The sequence below is a fragment of the Bacillus sonorensis NBRC 101234 = KCTC 13918 genome (genome assembly GCF_001592005.1).
In the GTDB taxonomy this organism is placed as follows: domain Bacteria; phylum Bacillota; class Bacilli; order Bacillales; family Bacillaceae; genus Bacillus; species Bacillus sonorensis.
The window spans coordinates 1-20,559 of sequence record NZ_BCVZ01000001.1; the positions used below are offsets into that span (position 1 = coordinate 1).

Sequence of the window (20,559 nt, forward strand, 5' to 3'; positions counted from 1 at the left end):
TATGTTTGATCGCACGTCCATGTGCTTTTGCAGCATTCAGGCTGCCCTTCCTGCTACATCCTTTATATCGGAGCCGGTATTGGAATGTTTATAGCCAAAATAAAAAAATCCTCACTTTTTTTGTGAGGATAATTTCGCCAGCAAATCGTTTGAAATAGAAGCGGCCCGGCTGTTTTCTTCCTGGATTGACAAATAGATTTCCTTGCGGTGAATGTCAATGTGCTTCGGCGCATCGATGCCGATTTTCACCTGATCTCCGTCAACCGCAATAATTTTCACTTCAATATCATCGCCGATTTGAATCGATTCATTAAGTTTGCGGGATAAGACTAGCATGCTCCCCCTCCTATCGGATGCTTTGTTTGATAAGGGGAGTCGTGCAAAATTACTTGTTTGGCGAGCATTTTTTTGCGATTTACGACGATCGGAGCCATCAAGTTGGCCGTCGATTTCTCAAAAGGCTCTTCAATTGTTAAAATAGCCATCACTTCAACGTCTTCGGCCGATTCGATTTCCAGCAGCTCAACTGTCGTTTCATCAAGATCAAAACCGTAGTCTTTGAAAAAAACAAACGGACTGGCCACGATGAAGGCAAGCTCTGCCGTTTCCGCCGACTGGAGGACGACTAACGGGGAGTCCTCTGAAAGCGGCAGGATGACGAATTTTTTCTCATCCGAAAATCCCGGCAGGCCGTTTGCAAACAGTATCATTTGTTCTTCTTGGATTTGCGTGTCTCCATGGTATTTTGTTTGAATGATCATTGTTCACGATCCTTTTCGTTTTACTTTTGTTTTGGATATTCCACATCTATTTTTAACTCCGGATATTGAAGCATGTCAACCTTCACGCTGCCTGGCGTATAATCCACAATCGGCTTATTCGGCTTTACTTCAATGACAGGCTTATGCGGTGTCACTTCAATATTCGCTTTAGATGGTTCATACGCGATTTTTACTCGATCAAAAGAAGGTGTAAAGTGGACGCCGATCTGGATCGGTTCAGGCTCGCTGTTTCTTTTGGCCTGATCGGCAATCGGGTCGCCTTCGATTTCGATCCTCATCATTTCGTCCCCTTCTTCGGCCGTTCTCGCCATCCCGGCAAGCCAATCCTGATAGCCTTGCTGTGCAGCTTCTTCAATCCGTTTGAACACATTCTTCCTATCCAAGTCTTCCCAGGCTTTCGTCTGGTCAATCGTAAGCTTTGAAGGAGTCGTTGTGATCTCCAGCTCAGCGGGCGGCTGTTCGATCTCCACATCTGCTTGGGGCTGTTCCATTCTCAAGTCCGGCGGTATCGTTGTTAAACCGATGCGGCCGGGGATATTTTGCATAATTAACCTTGGCATCTGCATGCTGTCTGCCTCCTTTTGTTGAAAAAAAGCAACTCAATGAGAGTCGCTTTTATCTTAAAAAGTCTATCAATGTCGGCTGAACGATTTTCGCGTTTACAGAAAGTGCGGCTCTGTGGACGCTTTGCTGTGTAATAAAATCGGTGATTACTTCTTCAAGCTCAACATCTTCGTTGTCTGACAGCACTTTAGTCGAAGTTTCTTCTTGTGCGCTTAACCTCGTATTGATTAATTCAAGCCGATTGTAGCGCGCGCCTATATCAGACCGCTCAGCACTCATCTGACTGGAAAATTGATCAATATCTGACAAAATGGCGTCCATGCCGTCCAATGAACCTGATTTTAAGGCTTGTTCAAGAGAATCGAGCATTTGAAAGACGTTTTGCCCGCTGTCTGATTGTCCGCCAAAGGCTGTAATCGGATTTGCATTCACCTTTAATGTCGCATTAGGAGAAACATTAATGGTTACGTCAGAAGTGCTTGTATAGTTTTCAAAATTATACGTATAAGATCCGTCAGCATTTTTGACGATCGGAGCGACATCCGAGTTCGTCCCGTTAAAAATGTAGCGTCCGTTGACCTGGGTATTGGCGATCTGCGTCAGCTGTTCCTTCAACTGGCCGATTTCAACCCCAATCGCCTGCAGCTCATCGTCACCGTTTGTATTGTTTTTAGCTTTAACAACAAGCTCTCTTACTTTCTGCATAACATCAATGCCCTCAGTAATGTTCGTTTCCGTGTTTTCAAGCCATGTAAACGCCTGTGAGGCATTGCTTTTATATTGTTGCACCTGGGATAATTGCGTATTGTATTTCAGGCTTTTCATCGCAACGATCGGATCGTCTGACGCCCTCGTGATTTTTTTCCCGGATGAAATCTGTGATTGAAGCTTATCCAGCTTCCCGTAGCTGGAATTTATGTAGCGCAAAGAGTTTCTTGCGATCATGCCTTGGGTTACCCGCATAGTTCTTTACCTACCTTCCCACGACACCCATGCCGTTAATTATCTTATCTAGAATTTCGTCCTGCAGTGTGATCATTCTCGCGGCTGCATTATAAGCATGCTGGAATTGGATCATGTTTGACATTTCTTCATCCAGCGAAACCGCGCTCACCGACTGCCGGTTGATTTCTGCTGAATTGAGCTGTGTTTCCGTATTTTTCGCCAGGCGGTTCGTCTCCTGCGCCTGAACACCCATTTCGCCGATGATGCCGGCGTAGTAGTCTAAAACAGTCGTCGTTTTCTCGCCGATTGTAATTTTGCTCGTAAAGACCGCTGCCAGGTTTGTCGCATTTGCGTTATCACTCGTTTGGCCGTTCAGCGATGCGGCGATCTTTTCACCTCTGGAAGCCATGATATCATCGGCTACTTTTATTTTCGCCGCCGCCCCTTTGGCAGGCTCAGCCTCTGTGCCGGTAAATTCAAAGAACGCGCCTCCCTTTTCACCTGTATTGGTGAAGCCGTTTTGATGGACCTCGTTAAACGCTTTTGCAAAAGCAAGCGCCATATCATCAAGATTGGTGAGCATGTCGGGATAAATCCCTTTTTCTTCGCCGTTTGACATATAACCGAAGGATTCAATTAAACCTAAAAGCGAGCCTTTGCTTGTAAAAGCGTCGGCTGCGATGTCCGTCCCGCCGAGTGAGATGCTTGTCACAAGCCCTGTGTCATTGTCATAGTTTACTTTGACATCCGCAGTTGTGTAAGTTTGACCATCAAGCACCTTGCCGAGAGACTGGCCGTTGCTGCCGAGAATTTCGACGGAAACGGTTCCCTCTGCAGCAGGAAGCGAATTGCCGCCTGTTTTATTGTAGCTGACTTTTATACTGGCCATGGAGGACAGCTGATCAAGCAGCTGGTCGCGTTTATCGTATAAATCATTCGGAAGATAGCCGTTTGGTTCAACTTGTGCAATTTGCTCGTTCAAGCTGTTCAACTGAGAAAGCAGCGAATTCATCGTCAAGACGTCTTGATTCAGCTGATCGCCTAAATTTCTTTGGACAGTCGTTAATGATTCATACAAATGGTTGAACGTCTGGGCGACCGTCTGCCCTTTTTGCGCCACAACCGACCGCGCGCTCGGCTCATGCGCATTGTTCGTTAATTCCTGGATTGAATTCCAAAAAGAATTGAGTACGCTGTTCAGCCCGCTGTCATCCAGTTCGTTCATTATGCCTTCCATTTGTGCAAAGGCATCGACTTTTGAATTGTAATAACCTGCGTTTGTACTGTGGGACCGATATTGATAATCGAGAAAACTGTCTCTCACCCGTTCAACCGAACCGACCTCAACACCTGTTCCCATTTGTCCGGCAAGACCGACGGAATTCATTGAGACCGACGGATAAGGAGTTGTCGCTTTAAAAGTGACACGCTGCCTTGAATATCCTTCCGTATTGGCATTTGATATGTTGTTTGCTGTGACGCTTAAAGCAGCCTGCTGGGCGGCCAGCCCTCTTTTCGCTGTTTCCAGCCCCATAAAAGTTGGTATCGTCATCTTTCTTTCCCTCCGTTCTAAGCCTTTGAATCAAAAAGAGAAAGCCTGCTTGAGGCCCCCTGCTTGGGCGGCTCCTGCGGTTTTCCGTAATTTGCGTTTCCTTCGTTCGGAAAAAGCATGTCAAATGTGAGTGATATGAATTGAAGCGACTGAATCGTCAGCTGTTTGTTCAGGTCGTTCACATCTTTCAAACGGGCGACAAGCTGTGAAAGCCTTTCAAATAGCTGTTCCAGCGCCGTTTTTTCACTGCCTTCCGCCTCGCTGATGCATGTGCTGATGGTTGTATCGGCTTTGCCGATGCAATCTTGTGTAGCCTCAATCCGTGCTTGCTCCGTTTGTTCAATCGCCTGCACATATTTTTGTTCCTTCGTCACGATGTCAGAAAGATCTTTAATTTCATTATTCTTCAGTGCCTCTGTTTTTTGTTCAGACAGCTTCAGCAGATGCTCGTGCAGGACGCAAAGGCGCTCAAGCTCTTCTATCACCCGTTTCACTGATATGTCTTCCTCCTTCTTTATTGCTGTTTATAGAAATTGACCATTTTTTCTGCTATGCCTGCGCGGTCGATTTGATATGTGCCATTTTCAACTGCCGCTTTCAGCCGGGCGATTTTTTCATGGCGTTCCTTCATTAAATCAGGTCCTTTTTGCAGCTCCTTTGCCTTTGCAGAAATTTCAACTTTATCCTGCTGGGCTGCTGTCTGAGTTGGCAATGTTTGTTTTTCAAAAGATTTATGATAAGGACTAACAGATTGTGTTCCATATTGGTTGATCTTCATGGGATTCCTCTCACTTTCCGTCATAGTCATCTATGATCATACTCATTTTATCGTCTGAGCTGCGAGTTAGTTTAGGGAATCAGTTGTTTTTAGGCTGAAAGGTATAGTATGTGCCTTTGGAACTATTGCCCTTCTCTTTTTCAAGCTGTTCCAGCTGGTCTAATTGGCTTATTTGCGATGCTAAATCTTGATCACAGGACTGGCAATACCGGCCTTCCCGGATAGTGGTGCCGCATCTTTCACACGGATAGCCGAGATTCGGAAAGTTGGAAAGCTGGATGCGTTTCTGTCTGATAAACTTCAAAATAAGCTCTTCCTCGACACCCGTTTTTTCCACAATATGAATCATCGTAGACTGCCGGTTTTCCTGTTTTTTTAGAAATTTGTATACTTTTTCAAATGAACGCTCTTCTTCTTTGAGACAAGAATTACAGACGGTTTGAAAGCTGTTTTTTAAAAACAATGCATTACAATTTGGACAATTCGCCAATTGATTCATAATTTTGACCCCTATCCTTAAATTCTATCATTTATATCGGCAGGGAAAAGAAATGATTTAGCTTCGAATTAAAGTGTAGGATGATACTGTATTTGCTTCCCCGTCCGCTTTCAGACATTCAGCCGCATGATGAAGAGTGGCCCCAGTCGTATACAAATCATCAATCAGCATGACGTTCAAACCTTTTACAGAACCCTTCTCCGTCTTGAAAACCGTTTTCTGTTTAAGACGCTCCGCCTTGCTTTTTTTCGACTGTTTCTCATTTTCCGTTCTGATCAATGGCTGCATGATAGGCCTGTTCAATAAGGAAGCAAGCCTTTCCGCCTGGTTAAAGCCTCTTTCCTTTTTACGTTCTTCACTGAGGGGTATCGGTACCAGTGCGATATCTGAATGGGAGCAGTATGTTTGAAAGGCGCGGCTAAATGAAGGAGCAAATGCGTAGACGAGTTCTGCGTCGCCCCTGAACTTAAAACGGGCGAGAACTTCTTTCATGAAAGGATTATAGACATATACGGAGCGGTTTTGTTGGAGAAGGCCGCAGGTTTTCGGATTTGCTTCCCATTTTAAACAGTCCGGGCAGAGCTTTTCGCTGCTTTGAGGCCGGCCGCATTTGCGGCACACACTCCCTTTTATTTTGATAAAGCTCTCTTTACATTCTCTGCATATTTTTTCTTCCGTCTTGAAAAAGAAAAAAGAACGCCATGAAAGAGAATGTAAAAGAGGCGCTTCACAAATTAAACAAATCAGCTTATCCTCTTCCTTTCTTATGTTGTTCGCAATGCGGATTTTCATTGACCCTTCTGGCGGCTTCAGCCAAAGTGACAAGCATTGATGTATTTTTCTGCTTGTCAACAAGCTCAGCCTTTATGTACGCCAGCTTGGATTTATCTGTGACATATTTGGGCTTGACCGCATTCAAAGCCAAAGCCAGCACATCTTCTTTGCACCTGCTGCATAAGCAGCTCATATTGAGCTGGTCTATATATTGATTAAACAGTTCTTCCATGACAGCTTCTTTTGCATTGACTAGCATTCCGGCACCGCTCCTCGTTTTTCATCTTTTGAGTATACTGTACCATGATTATCGGACTAGTCAATCAAATTTTCCAGTTTAGCCATTTTATTCATTTGTTGAATATGACGGCGGGCGGCTATCATATTGACCGTCTTGCCGAAATGAAAAAAACAAACGGCTCCGATCGGAAACTGCGGATGCCTCCCCGCTCTTCCCGATATTTGAACAAGAGCTCTTTCTGTAAAAACGGCTGACTCCGCACCGAGCACTCCGACCTGGGCTTTTTTGACCGTTACCCCCCGTTCCAATATGGTTGTTGTGACGAGAATATCAAACGCTCCGCTTCTAAACTGCTTTACCTTTTCATTTCTATCCGGGTCATCCGCATGTACGCCCGCTGTATTGAAATGTTCCTTTTTCAACAGCCTGACCGCAGATTGAAGCGTCTGAATCGAGGGCACAAATAAAAAGACAGGCTGATCCAGTTCTTTATGCTTGAAAAGCCAATTTTTCACGGCGGAGGGAATGTTTTTTCGTTCAAGTCTCTTTTTCCAGTTGCCGCACCATGCAAATTCCGGTTCTGGCAATGGACTTCTGTGATACCTTGCCGGAATCTGAACGGCCTTAAGCCTCCCGGATCCAACATGCCGTTTCATTTCCCGCGAAGGTGTAGCCGTTAAATATATTCGGGCGCATTGCTGCTTTCCCGCTTTTTTCACGGCGTATTGCAGCTTTTTATCCAAACAATATGGAAATGCATCAACCTCATCAACAATGATCACATCGAACGCTTCTTTGTAGCGCAGAAGCTGGTGGGTGGTAGAAATCATGAGAGGCGAGAGCATCCCCCTGTCTGGACTCCCTCCGTATAAAGCGGCAATTTCTACTCCTTTAAAAGCGTTCTTTAATCTCGGGGCAAGCTCAAGAACAACATCTGTTCTCGGAGTGGCTATACATACTCTCAAGCCTTTAGCCAAAGCAAATTCTATTCCCTGAAAAAGAATCTCTGTTTTACCGGCACCGCAAACCGCCCAAATTAACAGCTCTTCTTTTTTGCGGATGGCTTCAACAATCGAGCTTGCCGCTTTTTCCTGCCCCTCGGAAAGAACGCCTCTCCACTCCATCCGGACAGCCGGCCATTTGGGCAGGTCAGCGTCTTTCCAAGTTAAGAGCGGCGTACATTCGCTTACTCTCCCCATCATCACGCATGAACGGCAGTAAACGCAGGTTTTATCACAAATAAAACAAGGGTATTTAGCAAAAAACGTCTGCTGATCCTGTCCGCATCGTTTGCAAATAAAGCCTTTTGCCGTTTTTGCAATCGGTTTTTCAGTTTTTATCAAACCTTTTTGGATATGCCATTCAATCACATGATCGGGAAAAGGCAACTCGCTTTTGAGAAGGTGGCGGGACTCAAGCATAGAATGAAACCTGCGGGAGTATTCGGATGCTGGATGCCGGCTATTTTCGGCTGACGCGATTTGAATCACCTCCAATCTGTTATCAGTATCTTTCAGGCCCGCTGTTTTGTAAAACCGGCAAAACCGAAAAATAGCGGACTGTGAGTCTTAGAAAATCAAAAAATCCCCGTTTTATCAAACGGAGATTTACATTTATACTAGATACCAGGCGATGCCCATTGCGCCTTCGCCAAGGTGCGTGCCGATTACAGGGCCAAAATAGCTCTTGTAAAATTCCGCATGAGGATATTGCTGTGACAGCTCTTCGATTATCTGTTCGGCTTCCTCCTCGCGATTGGCATGGATGACGACAACTCTCAGCGGTTTGCCTTTTCCGGCGTCCTCATCAAGAAGTTCATATATACGGTTTAAGGCTTTTTTTCTCGTCCTGATTTTTTCAAATGGAACGATCAGCTTGTTCTCAAAATGTAGAATCGGCTTTACTTTTAAAAGGCTGCCGACAAAAGCCTGTGCGCCGCTCAGCCTGCCCCCTCTTTGCAGATGGGAAAGATCGTCAACCATGAAATAAGCTCTCATCGAGGTTTTCATATGATCCAAATGACTGAGGATTTCTTCGGGCGCTGCTCCTTTTTCCGCCATTTCAGCCGCTTCGATCGCATAAAAACCTTGGGCCATGCAGCTGATTTCCGAATCATATGGATACACCTTGATGTTCTCCAGCATTCCGCCTGCTGACACAGCGCTGTTAAACGTGCCGCTGATTCCGCTGGAAAGATGGATGCTGATCACCGCATCGTATGATTCGGCAAGCTTTTCATACAGGGCGATCAATTCGCCGTAAGCAGGCTGGGAAGTCGTCGGGAGGTTGTTATGAGCTTTGACTTCTTTGTAATAATCTTTCCAGCTCATGTCAATTTCTTCTTTGTATGAAGCTTCACCGAAAACGACATTGAGCGGTATCATATGTATATGGTGGCGATCCCGCAGTTCTTTAGGTATATAAGCTGTACTGTCAGTTACTACTGCTGTTTTCATGAAATAAACCTTCCTTATGAAAGATACTTTTTTTCCTATTTTAAAAGAAAAACAATCGTTTTTCACTATAAAATATGATTTTCAAAAAAGAAAAGACCTGCCCGATGGCAAGTCCACTTTTATCTCATTTCTACCCAGCCATTTTTAATGGCCACAACTACAGCTTGAGTTCTGTCATTGACATTCATTTTCTGCAGGATGTTGCTGACATGGTTTTTAACCGTTTTTTCACTGATAAATAAAGATTCTCCTATGCCGCGGTTGCTTTTTCCGTCCGCGAGCATCTGTAAAACTTCGCATTCCCGTCTTGTCAAAATGTGCAAAGGTCTGCGGATTTCCGGATATACTTCGTGCTGAGCGTGTGATGACACACCGCTTGTTGCCAGACGGCGGAATTCATTGACAAGATTGTGCGTTACTTTAGGGTGAAGATAAGAACCGCCTTCTGCCACTACCTTAACGGCTTCAATCAATGTATCTGCGTCCATTTCTTTCAGCAGATAGCCGCGCGCTCCGGTTTTCAACGCATGTGTCACATAGTTTTCGTCATCATGGATCGATAGAATAATGACCTTTGATTCAGGATACAAATCGACAAGCTGTTTTGTCGCTTCAACTCCGTTTACATTCGGCATATTAATATCCATGATCACAACATCAGGATGATAGTGCTCGACGATGCGAGCCGCTTCATCACCGTCGTCTCCTTCAGCCACTACCTCAAAAGTAGGCTCAAAATCCAAAATCCGTTTGACACCTTCTCGGAATAACTGATGATCATCAATAATTACAATATTTACTTTAGTCACAAGCTACGCCTCCCCATTCTCATTGTTCTACACACCGCTTTTATGGTCAATATGTCTTTTGTCTCTATTTTACAATTATATTTACAATGAAAGCGGAACTTTAATCAAAATAAATGTCCCGAGACCTATTTTTGAATCAATCGTCATTGTCCCTTCAAGCAAATCGACTCTTTCCTTCATCCCGAGCAGACCGAAAGATTTGTTTTTCTTGCTTTTCGCTTCTTTTAAATCAAAGCCGTTTCCGTTATCCTTTATAATCAGAGTAACAAAATCTTTCGTTACTTCTACTTTAACATGAATTTCGGTCGATTCGGAATGTTTCAGGGCATTTGTGACCGCTTCTTGAGCAAGCCTGAAAAGCGCCACCTCAAAACGCGGTGCAATTCGTCTTTCTTCAGATTCCCCGATACAATGGAAATGAATTTTCGCTTTCCCATGATAATCTTCGATTGTGTTCAAATACTTTCTGAGCGTCGGAATTAGCCCCAGGTCATCTAAAGCCATCGGCCTTAAATCATATATGATCCGTCTGACTTCATAAAGGGCATTTCGAACGTTTTGCCGGAGGTTTTTAATTTCCTGAAAGCCTTCTTCCGTTCCCTTGTCCCTGAATATCCGTTCTATCAATTCCGATCTCATCATCACATTTGCCAGCATTTGCGCTGGGCCGTCGTGAATCTCACGCGACACTCTTTTTCTTTCTTCTTCCTGCGCTTCGATAATTCGAAGACCGAAATCCTGTTTTGCCTGTGCATCTTCCAATAAAACGCCAACTTGGCGCAAGTCTTGGTTTAAATAGTTTAAGACAACTGTAATTTGACTGACAAGCCCTTCGGAACGTTCAATGATTTCCTGAAGGCCAAGGAGGCGCCTTTCCAGATCGTCGCGTTTCTCTCTAAGCTGTTTTTCGCGCTGCTGAATCATCGTCAGCTCTACTTGAAGTTTGTGCGCCTTTTCATAAGCTTCGCGAATTTCCGCTTCACTGAATTTATGAAAGTTTCTGCTGACCTCAGACAAACGGTTCCTCGCATGCCTGGCATGTACCTCTAATCTGTCTCCGAGATCAATGACTTCGTTGACCTGCTGCTTTATCTGCTTCAGCTCTTCCACCAAGCCTTCATATTGCTGGCGGGATTGTTCGCCGATTTGAAAGACTTCATCTTTGCTCCCGTCCACGGTTTTTAACATTTTCATAATAATTGAATCTAAGACTTTGGAGTCCATTTTGGAAACACTCACCCATTTTCCCTCCGTAACAGCATTGTCATGTAGTTTTATCATAAATTTCATTGAACTGAAATTCGTGTCGAATTATAATGAAAGAATGCGTATTCTGTTTTTTGGTTCTATTTTGATCTCCTATCCATATCACTTTAATCATAACAAAATACGCGTAAAAATTCTAAGTCTGTTCGTATTTAATGAACAGCCGCATGGCTTTTGTCAGGGGGTAAACAGGCATGCTTCAAAGCTATCTCACTGTTTCCGGTAATGGGACCCATGAAATCGTGATTGAGAAGTCCCGGTTTATTTGTCATTTAAGCCGTGTCAGTTCTGAGGAAGAAGCACAGGATTTTATTCATACCATAAAAAAACAGCATTGGAATGCAACCCATAATTGCTCCGCTTATGTCATCGGGGAAAACGACCAAATTCAAAAAGCGAATGATGACGGCGAACCGAGCGGAACGGCAGGGGTCCCGATGCTTGAAGTCTTAAAAAAACGCAATTTGAAGGATACTTGCGCAGTTGTGACACGGTATTTCGGCGGCATCAAGCTCGGCGCCGGGGGGTTGATACGCGCTTATGGAAAATCCGTATCAGAAGGGCTGAACCATGTCGGCGTCGTCGAACGCAAACTGATGCGCGTCATGCACACCAAAGTCGACTACACATGGATCGGCAAGCTCGAAAACGAGCTTCGCGAGTCCCCTTATCAAATTAAGGACGTTCACTATACTGATGAAGTTGAGTTTGAAACATATGTAAAAGAAAGCGACAAGCAGATCTTTACAGAATGGATGACCGAATTGACAAACGGCAAGAGTGAAAACAGGGAAGGTATTCAGATTTACTTGGAAGAAGCTTTTAATAATTAAAGGAGAATATATATATATGGCTGAGCGTATAAGAGTGAAAGTGCGGAAAAAAAAGAATAAAAAAAGGAAGCTGATCAAACGTTTTTTTGTCCTTATGTTACTCGCACTGCTCGCGGTTGGCGGAGTGGGGATATACAAGATTTACAATACGATCTCTGCGGCTGACGGCACCTATGACCAATTGGAACGGGGGGAAAAGTCGAAGCTTCGCGATGAGGTCGTCGACATCAAGAAAAAACCGTTCTCCATCTTATTTATGGGTGTCGAAGATTACTCGACGAAAGGGGAAAAAGGACGGACTGATTCCCTCATTGTCGTGACGCTCGACCCTAAACAAAAAACGATGAAAATGCTGAGCATCCCGAGGGATACAAGAGTTCAGCTCGCCGGTGACACAACAGGAGCAAAAACAAAGATCAATGCAGCGTACTCCAAAGGCGGCAAAGAAGAAACGATTGAAACTGTCGAGGATTTCTTAGGGATTCCGATCGACTACTATGCAACGGTCGATTTTGACGGATTCAAAGATGTCATTGACGAAATCGGCGGAATCGATGTAGATGTACCGTTTGATTTTAATGAAAAAAGCGATGTCTCCAAAACGAAACGAATTTACTTCAAAAAAGGAAACATGCATTTAAACGGGGAAGAAGCTCTTGCCTATGCCAGGATGAGGAAGCAGGATAAACGCGGCGACTTTGGCAGAAACGACAGGCAAAAACAAATTCTGAAGGCAGCGCTCGACCAAATTTCCAAGCCGCAAAACCTGGCTAAGATCGATACGATCGCACAAAAAGCAAGCAAGAATATACAAACGAACTTTAGAATTACACAAGCATTGGCCCTTCAGCAAATATACAACGGCTTTAAAGGCAACGATATTGAGACGTTAAGCATTACCGGCAAGGATTTGAATCTCGCAGGCGTCTATTACTTTGAGCCGGACGAACAAAACCTGACCAATGTTCAGAATGAGTTGAATCATCATTTATATCCGAATGCAACCGCTGATTCAAGCGGAACATCGACAGAAAGCCCCGCATCCACCGTTGACGGAACGGAAAGTTCTACCGATACGTCTGCGTCTTCTTATTAGGAAGAAAAGCATCTCTTGATCATGAAGAGGTGCTTTTTATTATGATCACCTTGCCCTTGTCACTGACCTCAGTGAGGACCGATAAAGGACGATAGCAAAAAACCCTGATCTCATTAAGAAATCAGAGTTTTCCCATTCCGTCTCAATTCTTTTTCACCATACGCCTGTAAAACTTCGTGAACGGTTTATATTTTTCATTCACCAGTCCTGTTACTTCTGCGATGATCTGCATGAACAGGATCAAGCAGAAGATGATGAAGATCGACATCCAAAGTGTCGCCGTTTTCAGGAGAATGGCGCAGAGGCTGAAGACAATGCCGATTAAATAGATGACAATGACGGCCTTTCTGTGTGACAGCCCGAATGCCATCAGCCTGTGATGTATATGCGATTTATCCGGGGCCGAAATCGGCTGCTTGTTCAAAATCCTTCTGATGATCGCAAACGTTGTGTCAAATATCGGCACCCCTAAAATAATGATCGGCACGACGACGCTGAAGAGCGTCACGCTTTTGTACAGCCCCAATAGCGACAGCACGGAGATCACATAGCCGAGAAAGAGCGAGCCTGTGTCTCCCATAAAGATTTTCGCCGGGTGGAAATTGTAAAAAAGAAAGCCGATCGTGCTGCCGATGACGACGATGGATAATGAGAAAATTAAGATTTTGTCGGCTGAAAAAGCCATGACGGCGATTGTGGATAAGCCGATCACGGATATCCCGGCCGCCAATCCGTCCAATCCGTCAATTAAATTGATCGCATTGGTGATTCCCACGATCCACAATATCGTCAATGGGTATGCCCACAAGCCCAAATCAAAGCGGACATCCCAAAACGGTATTGATAAAAATTCCATTTTCAAGCCAGTACTGACGATGAGACACGCAACTAATATTTGAACGATAAATTTAACTTTTGCACTTAAATTGTATTTGTCATCGATAATTCCTAAAATCACAATCAGACAAGCGCCGAGCGTAATCGCCGTTATTCTGTTTTCATAAAGGCCGCCGGCCACCGAACCGGTCAAGACTCCTATAAATATGGCTAAACCGCCCATTCTCGGCATGACTTTATTGTGTATTTTTCGATTATCCGGCTGGTCAACGACACCGAATTTGATTGCTAAACGTTTTATAAGCGGAGTAATGATTAAAACAACAATCAGAGAGACAAAAAACGCAAAAATTGTGCGTTCATAAGACATAAAGAAGTCTCCTTTTTAAATGAAGTCTGGATAGTTTATAATGTCGGACATACCTCTCCATTATACAATTTCATTATTTATTATAACAAGCTTCAACTAAAAGAAACATTATAAATTATAGACTACGCATCTTGATTGAGGTTCAGTTTTCCAAGCATTGTTAAAAACAGCCGGTGCCAGTCCTTTTCACACGCAATTTTCTTGCGGAGTTCAATAGACGAAGGATCATCATATGAGCGCTCGAGTTCTTCACAGAGAGCCGTAAAAGCGCCTGGATCGCTTCCTGTCATATGCCGGTATACATCCTCTTTCTCCACCTTTTTCGTCGAAGGCAAGTTCATCCCTGCGACAGGCTTTCCTGCCGCCAAAAATTCAAACAGCTTTAAAGGAAACACCGCGTCATTATAAGGCGAAGGCTTATAGGGCATGATTCCGATATCGATCACATTCATGTAGGCGGGAACTTCCGCCGGCGCCGCCGGGCCCGTCCATACGACATTATCCTCCTCAAGCATTTCTTTAAAATCGGCATCACCATTCGTTCCGTCGGGGCCGACAAATAAAAATATCCAGTCTTTTTTTGCTCTCGCCGCTTTTTTAACCAGCTTAAAATCAAGCTTTGGTTTAATTCCGCCGATAAAGCCCAAAACGGTGCCCTTTCTTCCGCTCAGCACCTCTGCCCTTTCATGATTCAAGGCAAAGAAGTCATATTCCACTCCGTTTTCCACTGTAAAAACCGGCTTTCCCTCTTCCCCCAGCCGGTTTTCAACATTTTGGCGCAAGTGCTCAGAAGTGCAGAAAATTGTATTTGCCGCCTTGATAATTCTGCTTTCCGCCTCAAAAATAACCTTTTGCCTGAATGTAGATGCAAGATTTCGTTTTCCGCTGATCGGGGCTGCCCAAAGGTCGCTGCAATCGTATACGATATGGTCCCAGTCATAAAGCGACGACAACAGCGGAAAACCAGGGAATGTATACCATAAACACACTTTTTCGCCTTCTACCTCAGTTTTCAGCCGTTCAAGCAGCAGTCTCAGTTTTTTTTGATAAAACACGTCCCGATAACGGGCAAACCTGAACATTTTCTTTTTCAAAAAATCCTTTACCGCAAATTGTATAATTCCGTTGTGAAGCTTTGTAAACGCTTCTTGAGGAGCTTCTGCAGCCGGACATACCCAGAAGACCTCCTTCGTCTCTTGTTGCTCTGCTAAAAATTCAGCCAGCCGATGCCTTCTGTACCTTAATTGGTCTTGTCCCCATTCGCCCGTCGCCACGATGACGTGTATCACTTTTTCATCTCCCACGTTCCATCACTTCCCGCGCTATAATCTTTTTTTTACCGCATTTTTCGCATAATGCATAAAGCACCATGTCGCTTTCATCAAGTGCAGACGCTCGATCTCCCTGTACACATACCAGGTTTTCTGGGCCGCTTTCCACTTGTTTCTCGAAATCGATGTTTCGACAATCCGGTATTCCGCCAATGGCTCGTTCAGCCCGTACGCTTTAAAGCCCCGTTTTAAAATGGACAGCCATGTCGCCAAATCCTGCCTTGTTCTGATATTCGGCATCTGAATGCTGCCGGTCTGTTCCCTGTCAAGCATGACCGTCAAACAGCCGATGATCGTGTTTTTCAGGACGTCATCATATGTGAGGCTTTCAGGCGCTTCAATCGTTTTATGAAGCGCCTCACCGTTTTGGCTGATCAGCTCGTAAGCCGTGAATGTGAAGGCATGCTGGTGTTTTCTCATAAAGGCGAGCTGTTTTTCAAGCTTTTCCCTTTTCCAGACATCGTCGCTGTCCAAAAACGCCACATAGCGCCCTTTCGCTTTGTTGAGCGCCGCATTCCGCGCGGCAGCCGCCCCCTTATTCTCCTGTAAATAAACGGCATGAATCCGCCCGTCTTCCGCTTCATAGCGCTTCAAAATGTCTCTTGTTCCGTCTGTCGAGCAGTCATCGGCTATGATCATTTCCCAATCGGAAAAGCTCTGGCCGATGACAGACTGAATCGTCTTTTCGATAAATTCCTCCGCGTTATAGGAAGGTGTAATAACAGAGATTAAAGGTTTTTGGCTCGTCATGGTCCTTGTCCACATCCCCAATCAAAATTTAACGTTCTCTAAAAACTTCGGGAACAACAATGATAAAAAACGACAGCGCCAAGCCGATCAGAATCCCCAATACCGCTCTTTTTTTAGGAGACATCCCTCCGGCTGCATTGTCCAAAACGGTTAACGGTTCTATTTCCTCAGCCGCTTTCAGGTCGAGCCTGTTCGTTTCCAGCTCATACAAAAACCGCTGTTTATCCACCTTTGAATCATCGCTGACCGTCTCACCTTCAAGCGCTTTAATGTTCTTGTCAATGACCTGGTCTCTTTTCAAAAACAGTTTCTGATCTTCTTTCAAATAAGCATCCTTGATTTTTTGCAACACATTCAACGTTTCTTCTTTGTCTGGCCCCGTATAACTGAGATTAAAAAGCGAATCAGACCTGATGTCGATTCCCAGTTCCTCTTTCATTTCGGCAAGTTCCTCCTCGTCTGCACCAGGAAAAACCTCTTTTAAAAACGGCTCGTTCTTCAGCAATAACGGAACTTCTTTAGCGTTGTTGTATAGCGATTCACCGTAATTCCCGGTTGAAATGGTGACGCTTGCCGTATAATCGGCCGGGGCAGTCTGGCCTTTTGGCATCATATACCCAAACAGCCCGAGAACAAGCGGAAGCGCGACGATCGGCACGATATACTTTTTGATTCTTCCTGCAATACGTTTCATTAAATCTTTCACATGAATGTCTCCCTGTTTTTAAATTTTCTTGCAAAACATCATCTGAAACGTTCGATCTCATCCGTCTCTTTGATTCTGAACGTGTTGACGGTCGCAATGACCAGGGCGAGAAATACCCAATGGAAAAATAAATTGGAAATCGAACTTGGGCTTATGCTTGAAACAAGAAAGCTGAGAAGGGCGGCGAGCAAACCTTCCAACAGAAGTTTGTACCGGCTGGCAAGTCTTTTTTTATAAAATCGGTAAAGGGCCAGCATGACATACAGATACATCGTGATATAGCCGAGCATCATGATTACACCGAAGTTCGCCATAATTTCGACAAGCCAGTTATGCACCTCAACAACCTGATCTGTATCAAAAAGAGCATGGTGCTCTAAGTAATAAGGAACATTTCCCGCGCCGACGCCAAATCCGTATGTATCCAGCACATAGTGTCCCGCGTTTTTCAAAAGATTCGCCCTTGCGACATTTGACGGCAGCGGCTCACTGAAATCATGTGCGGTTTGCGGGGCAAAAAACAGCGTATAAACCACGTTTGTGATCTTGCCGGCGAAAAGTGCAGCAAAAGCGATGAATCCGGCAGCCGCGGCGATCAGCACCCACCTTTTCAACAAGCGGGGCAGCAGAATAAAGGCGTACAGCGCGAGTCCGGCAAGGATCCCCAAAATGCTTGCCCTTGAACCGGTTAGAAAAATCAAGTAAACGGAACAGCACGCAAGCAGCAGGCCCGCAATTTTTAAATAGCTGTTTTTTATATTTTTAAAAAAGGATAGGTAAAAGAAAAAGCTGATCGCCAGAAACGTCGCAAAGTCATTTTGGTTGAAAAATACAGATGTCGGATAGTGCTGTTTATACAACGGTCCGTTGTAAAGCGTCGAACTCGGCAGATGGTGCAGGGTAAAATGATTATAGAACCCGATGGCCATCAGAAAAACCGTCATCGCCATCCATATGTAATAAAACAAGAGCAGCCGCTCCAATTTCTGAAAATACATCACAATCAGAAAAACGAAAAACATTCCCATCGCCAACAGCGATAAATATTTCAACCCGTCTGTAACAGACTTGACCCAAAGCAGTGAAATCATTCCATAGCAAAACCAAAAGGCAAAAAAAGCAAGGATGCCCTTCACATGAACCTGCTTCCATTGTTCAAGGTGGCTTTGGCTTTTCAGCATTTCCGCAATAAACCAGACAGCCGCGACGATCAGGAGAATTCTGTATGGAAACAGGCTGAAAAATCCCAGTTTAATCGTGAAAAATGCATTGTTGGCAAATGTGGCAGCAATGAGAAGATAGATGACGGGCATCTTCAGCTGATCGTATGACAAGTATGGCTTGAGGAGCAACAGCGCGCCGATTGCGATCAATAGCAGAAAAACAAATATGATTTTTTTTGAACTTGTTTGAGCCAATATATGAGTTAGAGCAAAGCCTGCGGTCAAAGCTGCGAGCCAAATCAGCACATTGACCGCCGAACGTTTCAAACTCATTTGTCCCCCTCCTTCCGCTTCTTCTAGGAAAAGGGCTGCCGGTATTAAGCCAGCAGCCAGATTTTTTATGCTTTCATTTCTTTTCTATAATATGAAATGGTTTTTTCAAGACCTTTATCAAGCGGCATTTGCGGTTCCCAGTTTAATATTTTTTTTGTTTCTTCATTACAAAGCGTGCTGTGGCGGATGTCTCCGGGTCTTTCATCCCGGTATACCGGGGAAAGCGTTGAGTTCGTGGCCTTTTTCATCTCTGCAAACAGCTCGTTGACTGTGATGGAAAAGCCGTTTGACACATTTAAACAAACGTTTGATTGAGCTTTGAGCGCATTCACATTGGCAGCGGCCACATCTCCCACATAAATAAAATCCCGGGATTGTTCTCCGTCGCCAAAGATGACCGGCGCGGTGCCGTTTGTTAATAAATCGGAGAAAATCGAGACGACGCCGCCTTCTCCTTTTGCATCCTGGCGCGGTCCATATACATTGCTGTACCGTAAAATGCAGTACTCGACTCCATACAAGTCATAGGCCAGTTTCAAATAGTTTTCAACCGTCAGTTTTGTCAAACCGTATGGAGAACCTGGATTTGTTATATGTCGGGTGTCGACAGGCAAATAATTCGGATTTCCGTAAACGGCCGCGGACGAGGCAAAAATGATTTTTTTCACACCGCATTCACTGGCCGCTTTTATGACGTGCAATGAACCTCTTATATTGATGTTTTCGTCCTTCAAAAAATCGCTGACAGATTCCGCAACGCTTACCTGTGCTGCCAAATGAATAATATAATCGGGATTAATGCTTTTGATCAGCTCCATCGCTTCGGGCTTGGTAATATCCTCCTGATGGAGGTCAACCGGAAGTCCGTCAATATTTGCAAGATGGCCCGTTGATAAATTGTCGAGAATCGTTACGTGATAATTTTCTTTTAAAAGCTGTTCTGTGATATGTGATCCGATAAATCCGCATCCGCCTGTCACCAAAACTTTTTCCATCAATAACACCCCGCGTTTTAAACTTTTGTTAGTATCTTCTCTCCCTGTACCTCAGGGCGGCCGATTGAATGATAGATGAACCCTTCTCTTTTCATGTCTTCAAGCTCAAATAAATTTCGTCCGTCAATCAGGACAGGCTGGTTTAAGCATGATTTTAATTTTGTTATATTCATATGCTGAACCTCTGGCCATTCTGTCAAAATCAGGCATGCGTCTGTATCTTTTACCGTTTCATACAAGTCTTCGCTGTATTCGGCCTGGCTGCCAAGCAGACGTTCTGCTTCAGGAGCGGCAATCGGGTCGTAGGCTTTGACTCGCGCCCCAAGGCTGTGAAGCATTGGGATGACGTCAAGAGCCGGAGATGAGCGCATATCATTTGTATTCGGTTTGAACGCAAGCCCCAAGACGGATACCGTCCTGCCCTCAAGATCGCCAAACACATCAAGCAGTTTTTGAACGATGTGGGCGCGCTGTTTTCGATTCGTCTCAATGACGGCTTCTATCATTTTGAAAGGATAGCCGACTGATTTTGCGATTTGCAATAAGGCCATCGTATCCTTCGGAAAGCATGAACCGCCAAAGCCGATTCCGGCTTTTAAAAACTTTTTGCCGATTCTGCTGTCAAGCCCGACTCCTTCAGAAACTTTGGACACATCCGCCCCGACTCTTTCGCAAATATTGGCAATATCGTTAATAAAAGAAATTTTCGTTGCCAAAAATGCGTTTGCCGCGTATTTAATCATTTCCGCGCTTTCTAGATTTGATTTGACGATTGTCGTTTGAAATGGTTCATGAAGTTCTTCAATTATCGCCGCGGCTTTTTCACTCGTTGCCCCAATAACGGCTCTTTCCATATTCATCGTGTCGTAAATGGCTGTTCCTTCACGTAAAAATTCAGGATTTGACACGACATCAAACAGATGACGGCCTTGGGAAGCCTGCTCGATAATCGATTGGACGAGCTTTCCTGTTCCGACAGGGACCGTGCTTTTGTTGACGATGATTTTATAGCCGTTCAAGTGTCTTCCAATCGTTTCGGCAACCGCTTTGACATAGGTTAAATCGGCTTCTCCGCTCTCTGACATCGGCGTCCCGACTGCTATATATATGATGTCAGCTTCTCTTATCGCCTTGGGAATGTCCGTTGAAAAGAACAAACGGTTTTCATCTACGTTTTTATCAACAAGTTCTTTAAGCCCGTTTTCATAAATCGGCATGATACCGGCTGAGAGACTTCTGATTTTTTCAGCGTCTATATCACAGCAGACGACAGAATTCCCCACCTCAGCAAAACATGTTCCAGATACCAGCCCAACATATCCTGTTCCAATAACAGCGATTCTTTTCAATATCATCATTCCCTTCTCTTAAGCTAACCCTTCCATCCAATAGCTTTTTATTAGGCGATGATTTTTTTATCTCTTTCCATCTCTATACATCAGGTGTATGTTCTCTCTATATTTCCATCATGGACGCAAA

Annotated in this window: 23 protein-coding genes; 2 read left to right on the forward strand and 21 right to left on the reverse strand. The window is 44.5% G+C overall.

What is annotated here, in order from left to right; all coding sequences use genetic code 11:
- Positions 1-111: 111 nt before the first annotated feature.
- The 14 genes from csrA to degS all read right to left on the reverse strand — a co-directional run bounded on the left by csrA (position 112) and on the right by degS (position 10,639).
- Positions 112-336: a carbon storage regulator CsrA gene (gene csrA, locus BTR1S_RS00005; RefSeq protein WP_006639255.1), complete on the reverse strand. Its 225-nt coding sequence runs from the start codon at positions 334-336 to the stop codon at positions 112-114.
- Complete coding sequence (gene fliW, locus BTR1S_RS00010) at positions 330-761, reverse strand: flagellar assembly protein FliW (RefSeq protein WP_029419578.1); 432 nt, start codon at positions 759-761, stop codon at positions 330-332. The genes csrA and fliW overlap by 7 nt, the downstream gene beginning before the upstream one ends.
- A gap of 20 nt (positions 762-781) precedes the next feature.
- Positions 782-1,348, reverse strand: a complete 567-nt coding sequence (locus tag BTR1S_RS00015; RefSeq protein WP_029419579.1) for a DUF6470 family protein — start codon at positions 1,346-1,348, stop codon at positions 782-784.
- Positions 1,349-1,397: 49 nt separating this feature from the next.
- Entirely contained in the window at positions 1,398-2,309 is a 912-nt protein-coding gene (gene flgL / locus BTR1S_RS00020; protein WP_006639258.1) for a flagellar hook-associated protein FlgL, read from the reverse strand.
- Between the two features lie 10 nt (positions 2,310-2,319).
- Positions 2,320-3,843, reverse strand: coding sequence for a flagellar hook-associated protein FlgK (gene flgK / locus BTR1S_RS00025; protein ID WP_029419580.1), 1,524 nt, complete (start codon positions 3,841-3,843; stop codon positions 2,320-2,322).
- A gap of 17 nt (positions 3,844-3,860) precedes the next feature.
- The gene (locus BTR1S_RS00030; RefSeq protein ID WP_029419581.1) at positions 3,861-4,343 is read right to left on the reverse strand and encodes a flagellar protein FlgN; all 483 of its coding nucleotides are present in this window, start codon (positions 4,341-4,343) and stop codon (positions 3,861-3,863) included.
- Between the two features lie 14 nt (positions 4,344-4,357).
- Positions 4,358-4,621 carry a flagellar biosynthesis anti-sigma factor FlgM gene (gene flgM / locus BTR1S_RS00035; protein ID WP_006639261.1) on the reverse strand — a complete coding sequence of 88 codons (264 nt, stop codon included), beginning with the start codon at positions 4,619-4,621 and terminating at the stop codon, positions 4,358-4,360.
- A 79-nt stretch (positions 4,622-4,700) separates the two neighbouring features.
- Entirely contained in the window at positions 4,701-5,120 is a 420-nt protein-coding gene (locus BTR1S_RS00040) for a TIGR03826 family flagellar region protein (RefSeq protein WP_006639262.1), read from the reverse strand.
- A 57-nt stretch (positions 5,121-5,177) separates the two neighbouring features.
- Complete coding sequence (locus BTR1S_RS00045) at positions 5,178-5,912, reverse strand: ComFC family protein (RefSeq protein ID WP_006639263.1); 735 nt, start codon at positions 5,910-5,912, stop codon at positions 5,178-5,180.
- A complete protein-coding gene (comFB, locus tag BTR1S_RS00050; protein WP_006639264.1) occupies positions 5,869-6,153 on the reverse strand; it encodes a late competence protein ComFB in 285 nt (94 codons plus the stop codon). Before comFB ends, BTR1S_RS00045 begins: the two co-directional genes overlap by 44 nt.
- Positions 6,154-6,209: 56 nt before the next feature.
- Entirely contained in the window at positions 6,210-7,631 is a 1,422-nt protein-coding gene (locus BTR1S_RS00055; RefSeq protein WP_501162037.1) for an ATP-dependent helicase ComFA, read from the reverse strand.
- Positions 7,632-7,748: 117 nt separating this feature from the next.
- Entirely contained in the window at positions 7,749-8,591 is an 843-nt protein-coding gene (locus BTR1S_RS00060) for a DegV family protein (RefSeq protein WP_006639266.1), read from the reverse strand.
- Positions 8,592-8,710: 119 nt separating this feature from the next.
- Positions 8,711-9,400 carry a two-component system response regulator DegU gene (degU, locus tag BTR1S_RS00065; RefSeq protein WP_003185730.1) on the reverse strand — a complete coding sequence of 230 codons (690 nt, stop codon included), beginning with the start codon at positions 9,398-9,400 and terminating at the stop codon, positions 8,711-8,713.
- Positions 9,401-9,481: 81 nt separating this feature from the next.
- Positions 9,482-10,639 (reverse strand): two-component sensor histidine kinase DegS, encoded by a 1,158-nt coding sequence (degS, locus tag BTR1S_RS00070; protein ID WP_006639267.1) that lies wholly within the window; start codon positions 10,637-10,639, stop codon positions 9,482-9,484.
- Between the two features lie 221 nt (positions 10,640-10,860).
- On the opposite strand from degS, the gene BTR1S_RS00075 reads away from it, so the two are divergent.
- Both BTR1S_RS00075 and BTR1S_RS00080 read left to right on the forward strand, forming a co-directional pair.
- Positions 10,861-11,499 carry a YigZ family protein gene (locus BTR1S_RS00075; RefSeq protein ID WP_006639268.1) on the forward strand — a complete coding sequence of 213 codons (639 nt, stop codon included), beginning with the start codon at positions 10,861-10,863 and terminating at the stop codon, positions 11,497-11,499.
- 16 nt (positions 11,500-11,515) lie between these two features.
- Positions 11,516-12,595: an LCP family protein gene (locus BTR1S_RS00080; protein WP_006639269.1), complete on the forward strand. Its 1,080-nt coding sequence runs from the start codon at positions 11,516-11,518 to the stop codon at positions 12,593-12,595.
- 142 nt (positions 12,596-12,737) lie between these two features.
- Here the strand turns inward: BTR1S_RS00080 and BTR1S_RS00085 are convergent, their stop codons facing one another.
- The 7 genes from BTR1S_RS00085 to tuaD form a co-directional block, all read right to left on the reverse strand.
- Positions 12,738-13,802, reverse strand: a complete 1,065-nt coding sequence (locus BTR1S_RS00085) for a glycosyltransferase family 4 protein (RefSeq protein WP_006639270.1) — start codon at positions 13,800-13,802, stop codon at positions 12,738-12,740.
- A gap of 122 nt (positions 13,803-13,924) precedes the next feature.
- On the reverse strand, positions 13,925-15,106 hold the full coding sequence (gene tuaH / locus BTR1S_RS00090; protein ID WP_029419584.1) for a teichuronic acid biosynthesis protein TuaH: 1,182 nt from the start codon (positions 15,104-15,106) through the stop codon (positions 13,925-13,927).
- Positions 15,107-15,124: 18 nt separating this feature from the next.
- Complete coding sequence (tuaG, locus tag BTR1S_RS00095) at positions 15,125-15,883, reverse strand: teichuronic acid biosynthesis protein TuaG (RefSeq protein ID WP_006639272.1); 759 nt, start codon at positions 15,881-15,883, stop codon at positions 15,125-15,127.
- A 28-nt stretch (positions 15,884-15,911) separates the two neighbouring features.
- A complete protein-coding gene (gene tuaF / locus BTR1S_RS00100) occupies positions 15,912-16,589 on the reverse strand; it encodes a teichuronic acid biosynthesis protein TuaF (RefSeq protein WP_029419585.1) in 678 nt (225 codons plus the stop codon).
- Positions 16,590-16,627: 38 nt separating this feature from the next.
- On the reverse strand, positions 16,628-18,085 hold the full coding sequence (tuaE, locus tag BTR1S_RS00105) for a teichuronic acid biosynthesis protein TuaE (RefSeq protein ID WP_006639274.1): 1,458 nt from the start codon (positions 18,083-18,085) through the stop codon (positions 16,628-16,630).
- A gap of 65 nt (positions 18,086-18,150) precedes the next feature.
- Positions 18,151-19,080 carry an NAD-dependent epimerase/dehydratase family protein gene (locus BTR1S_RS00110; RefSeq protein ID WP_006639275.1) on the reverse strand — a complete coding sequence of 310 codons (930 nt, stop codon included), beginning with the start codon at positions 19,078-19,080 and terminating at the stop codon, positions 18,151-18,153.
- A gap of 17 nt (positions 19,081-19,097) precedes the next feature.
- Positions 19,098-20,429, reverse strand: a complete 1,332-nt coding sequence (gene tuaD / locus BTR1S_RS00115) for a UDP-glucose 6-dehydrogenase TuaD (protein ID WP_087962540.1) — start codon at positions 20,427-20,429, stop codon at positions 19,098-19,100.
- Between the last annotated feature and the right edge of the window lie 130 nt (positions 20,430-20,559).

Coding starts and splice junctions, on each gene's coding strand:
- csrA (WP_006639255.1), bottom strand. CDS start 336: ATGCTAGTCTTATCCCGCAAACTTAATGAATCGATTCAAATCGGCGAT.
- fliW (WP_029419578.1), bottom strand. CDS start 761: ATGATCATTCAAACAAAATACCATGGAGACACGCAAATCCAAGAAGAA.
- BTR1S_RS00015 (WP_029419579.1), bottom strand. CDS start 1,348: ATGCAGATGCCAAGGTTAATTATGCAAAATATCCCCGGCCGCATCGGT.
- flgL (WP_006639258.1), bottom strand. CDS start 2,309: ATGCGGGTAACCCAAGGCATGATCGCAAGAAACTCTTTGCGCTACATA.
- flgK (WP_029419580.1), bottom strand. CDS start 3,843: ATGACGATACCAACTTTTATGGGGCTGGAAACAGCGAAAAGAGGGCTG.
- flgM (WP_006639261.1), bottom strand. CDS start 4,621: ATGAAGATCAACCAATATGGAACACAATCTGTTAGTCCTTATCATAAA.
- BTR1S_RS00040 (WP_006639262.1), bottom strand. CDS start 5,120: ATGAATCAATTGGCGAATTGTCCAAATTGTAATGCATTGTTTTTAAAA.
- BTR1S_RS00045 (WP_006639263.1), bottom strand. CDS start 5,912: ATGAAAATCCGCATTGCGAACAACATAAGAAAGGAAGAGGATAAGCTG.
- comFB (WP_006639264.1), bottom strand. CDS start 6,153: ATGCTAGTCAATGCAAAAGAAGCTGTCATGGAAGAACTGTTTAATCAA.
- BTR1S_RS00060 (WP_006639266.1), bottom strand. CDS start 8,591: ATGAAAACAGCAGTAGTAACTGACAGTACAGCTTATATACCTAAAGAA.
- BTR1S_RS00075 (WP_006639268.1), top strand. CDS start 10,861: ATGCTTCAAAGCTATCTCACTGTTTCCGGTAATGGGACCCATGAAATC.
- BTR1S_RS00080 (WP_006639269.1), top strand. CDS start 11,516: ATGGCTGAGCGTATAAGAGTGAAAGTGCGGAAAAAAAAGAATAAAAAA.
- BTR1S_RS00085 (WP_006639270.1), bottom strand. CDS start 13,802: ATGTCTTATGAACGCACAATTTTTGCGTTTTTTGTCTCTCTGATTGTT.
- tuaG (WP_006639272.1), bottom strand. CDS start 15,883: ATGACGAGCCAAAAACCTTTAATCTCTGTTATTACACCTTCCTATAAC.
- tuaE (WP_006639274.1), bottom strand. CDS start 18,085: ATGAGTTTGAAACGTTCGGCGGTCAATGTGCTGATTTGGCTCGCAGCT.
- BTR1S_RS00110 (WP_006639275.1), bottom strand. CDS start 19,080: ATGGAAAAAGTTTTGGTGACAGGCGGATGCGGATTTATCGGATCACAT.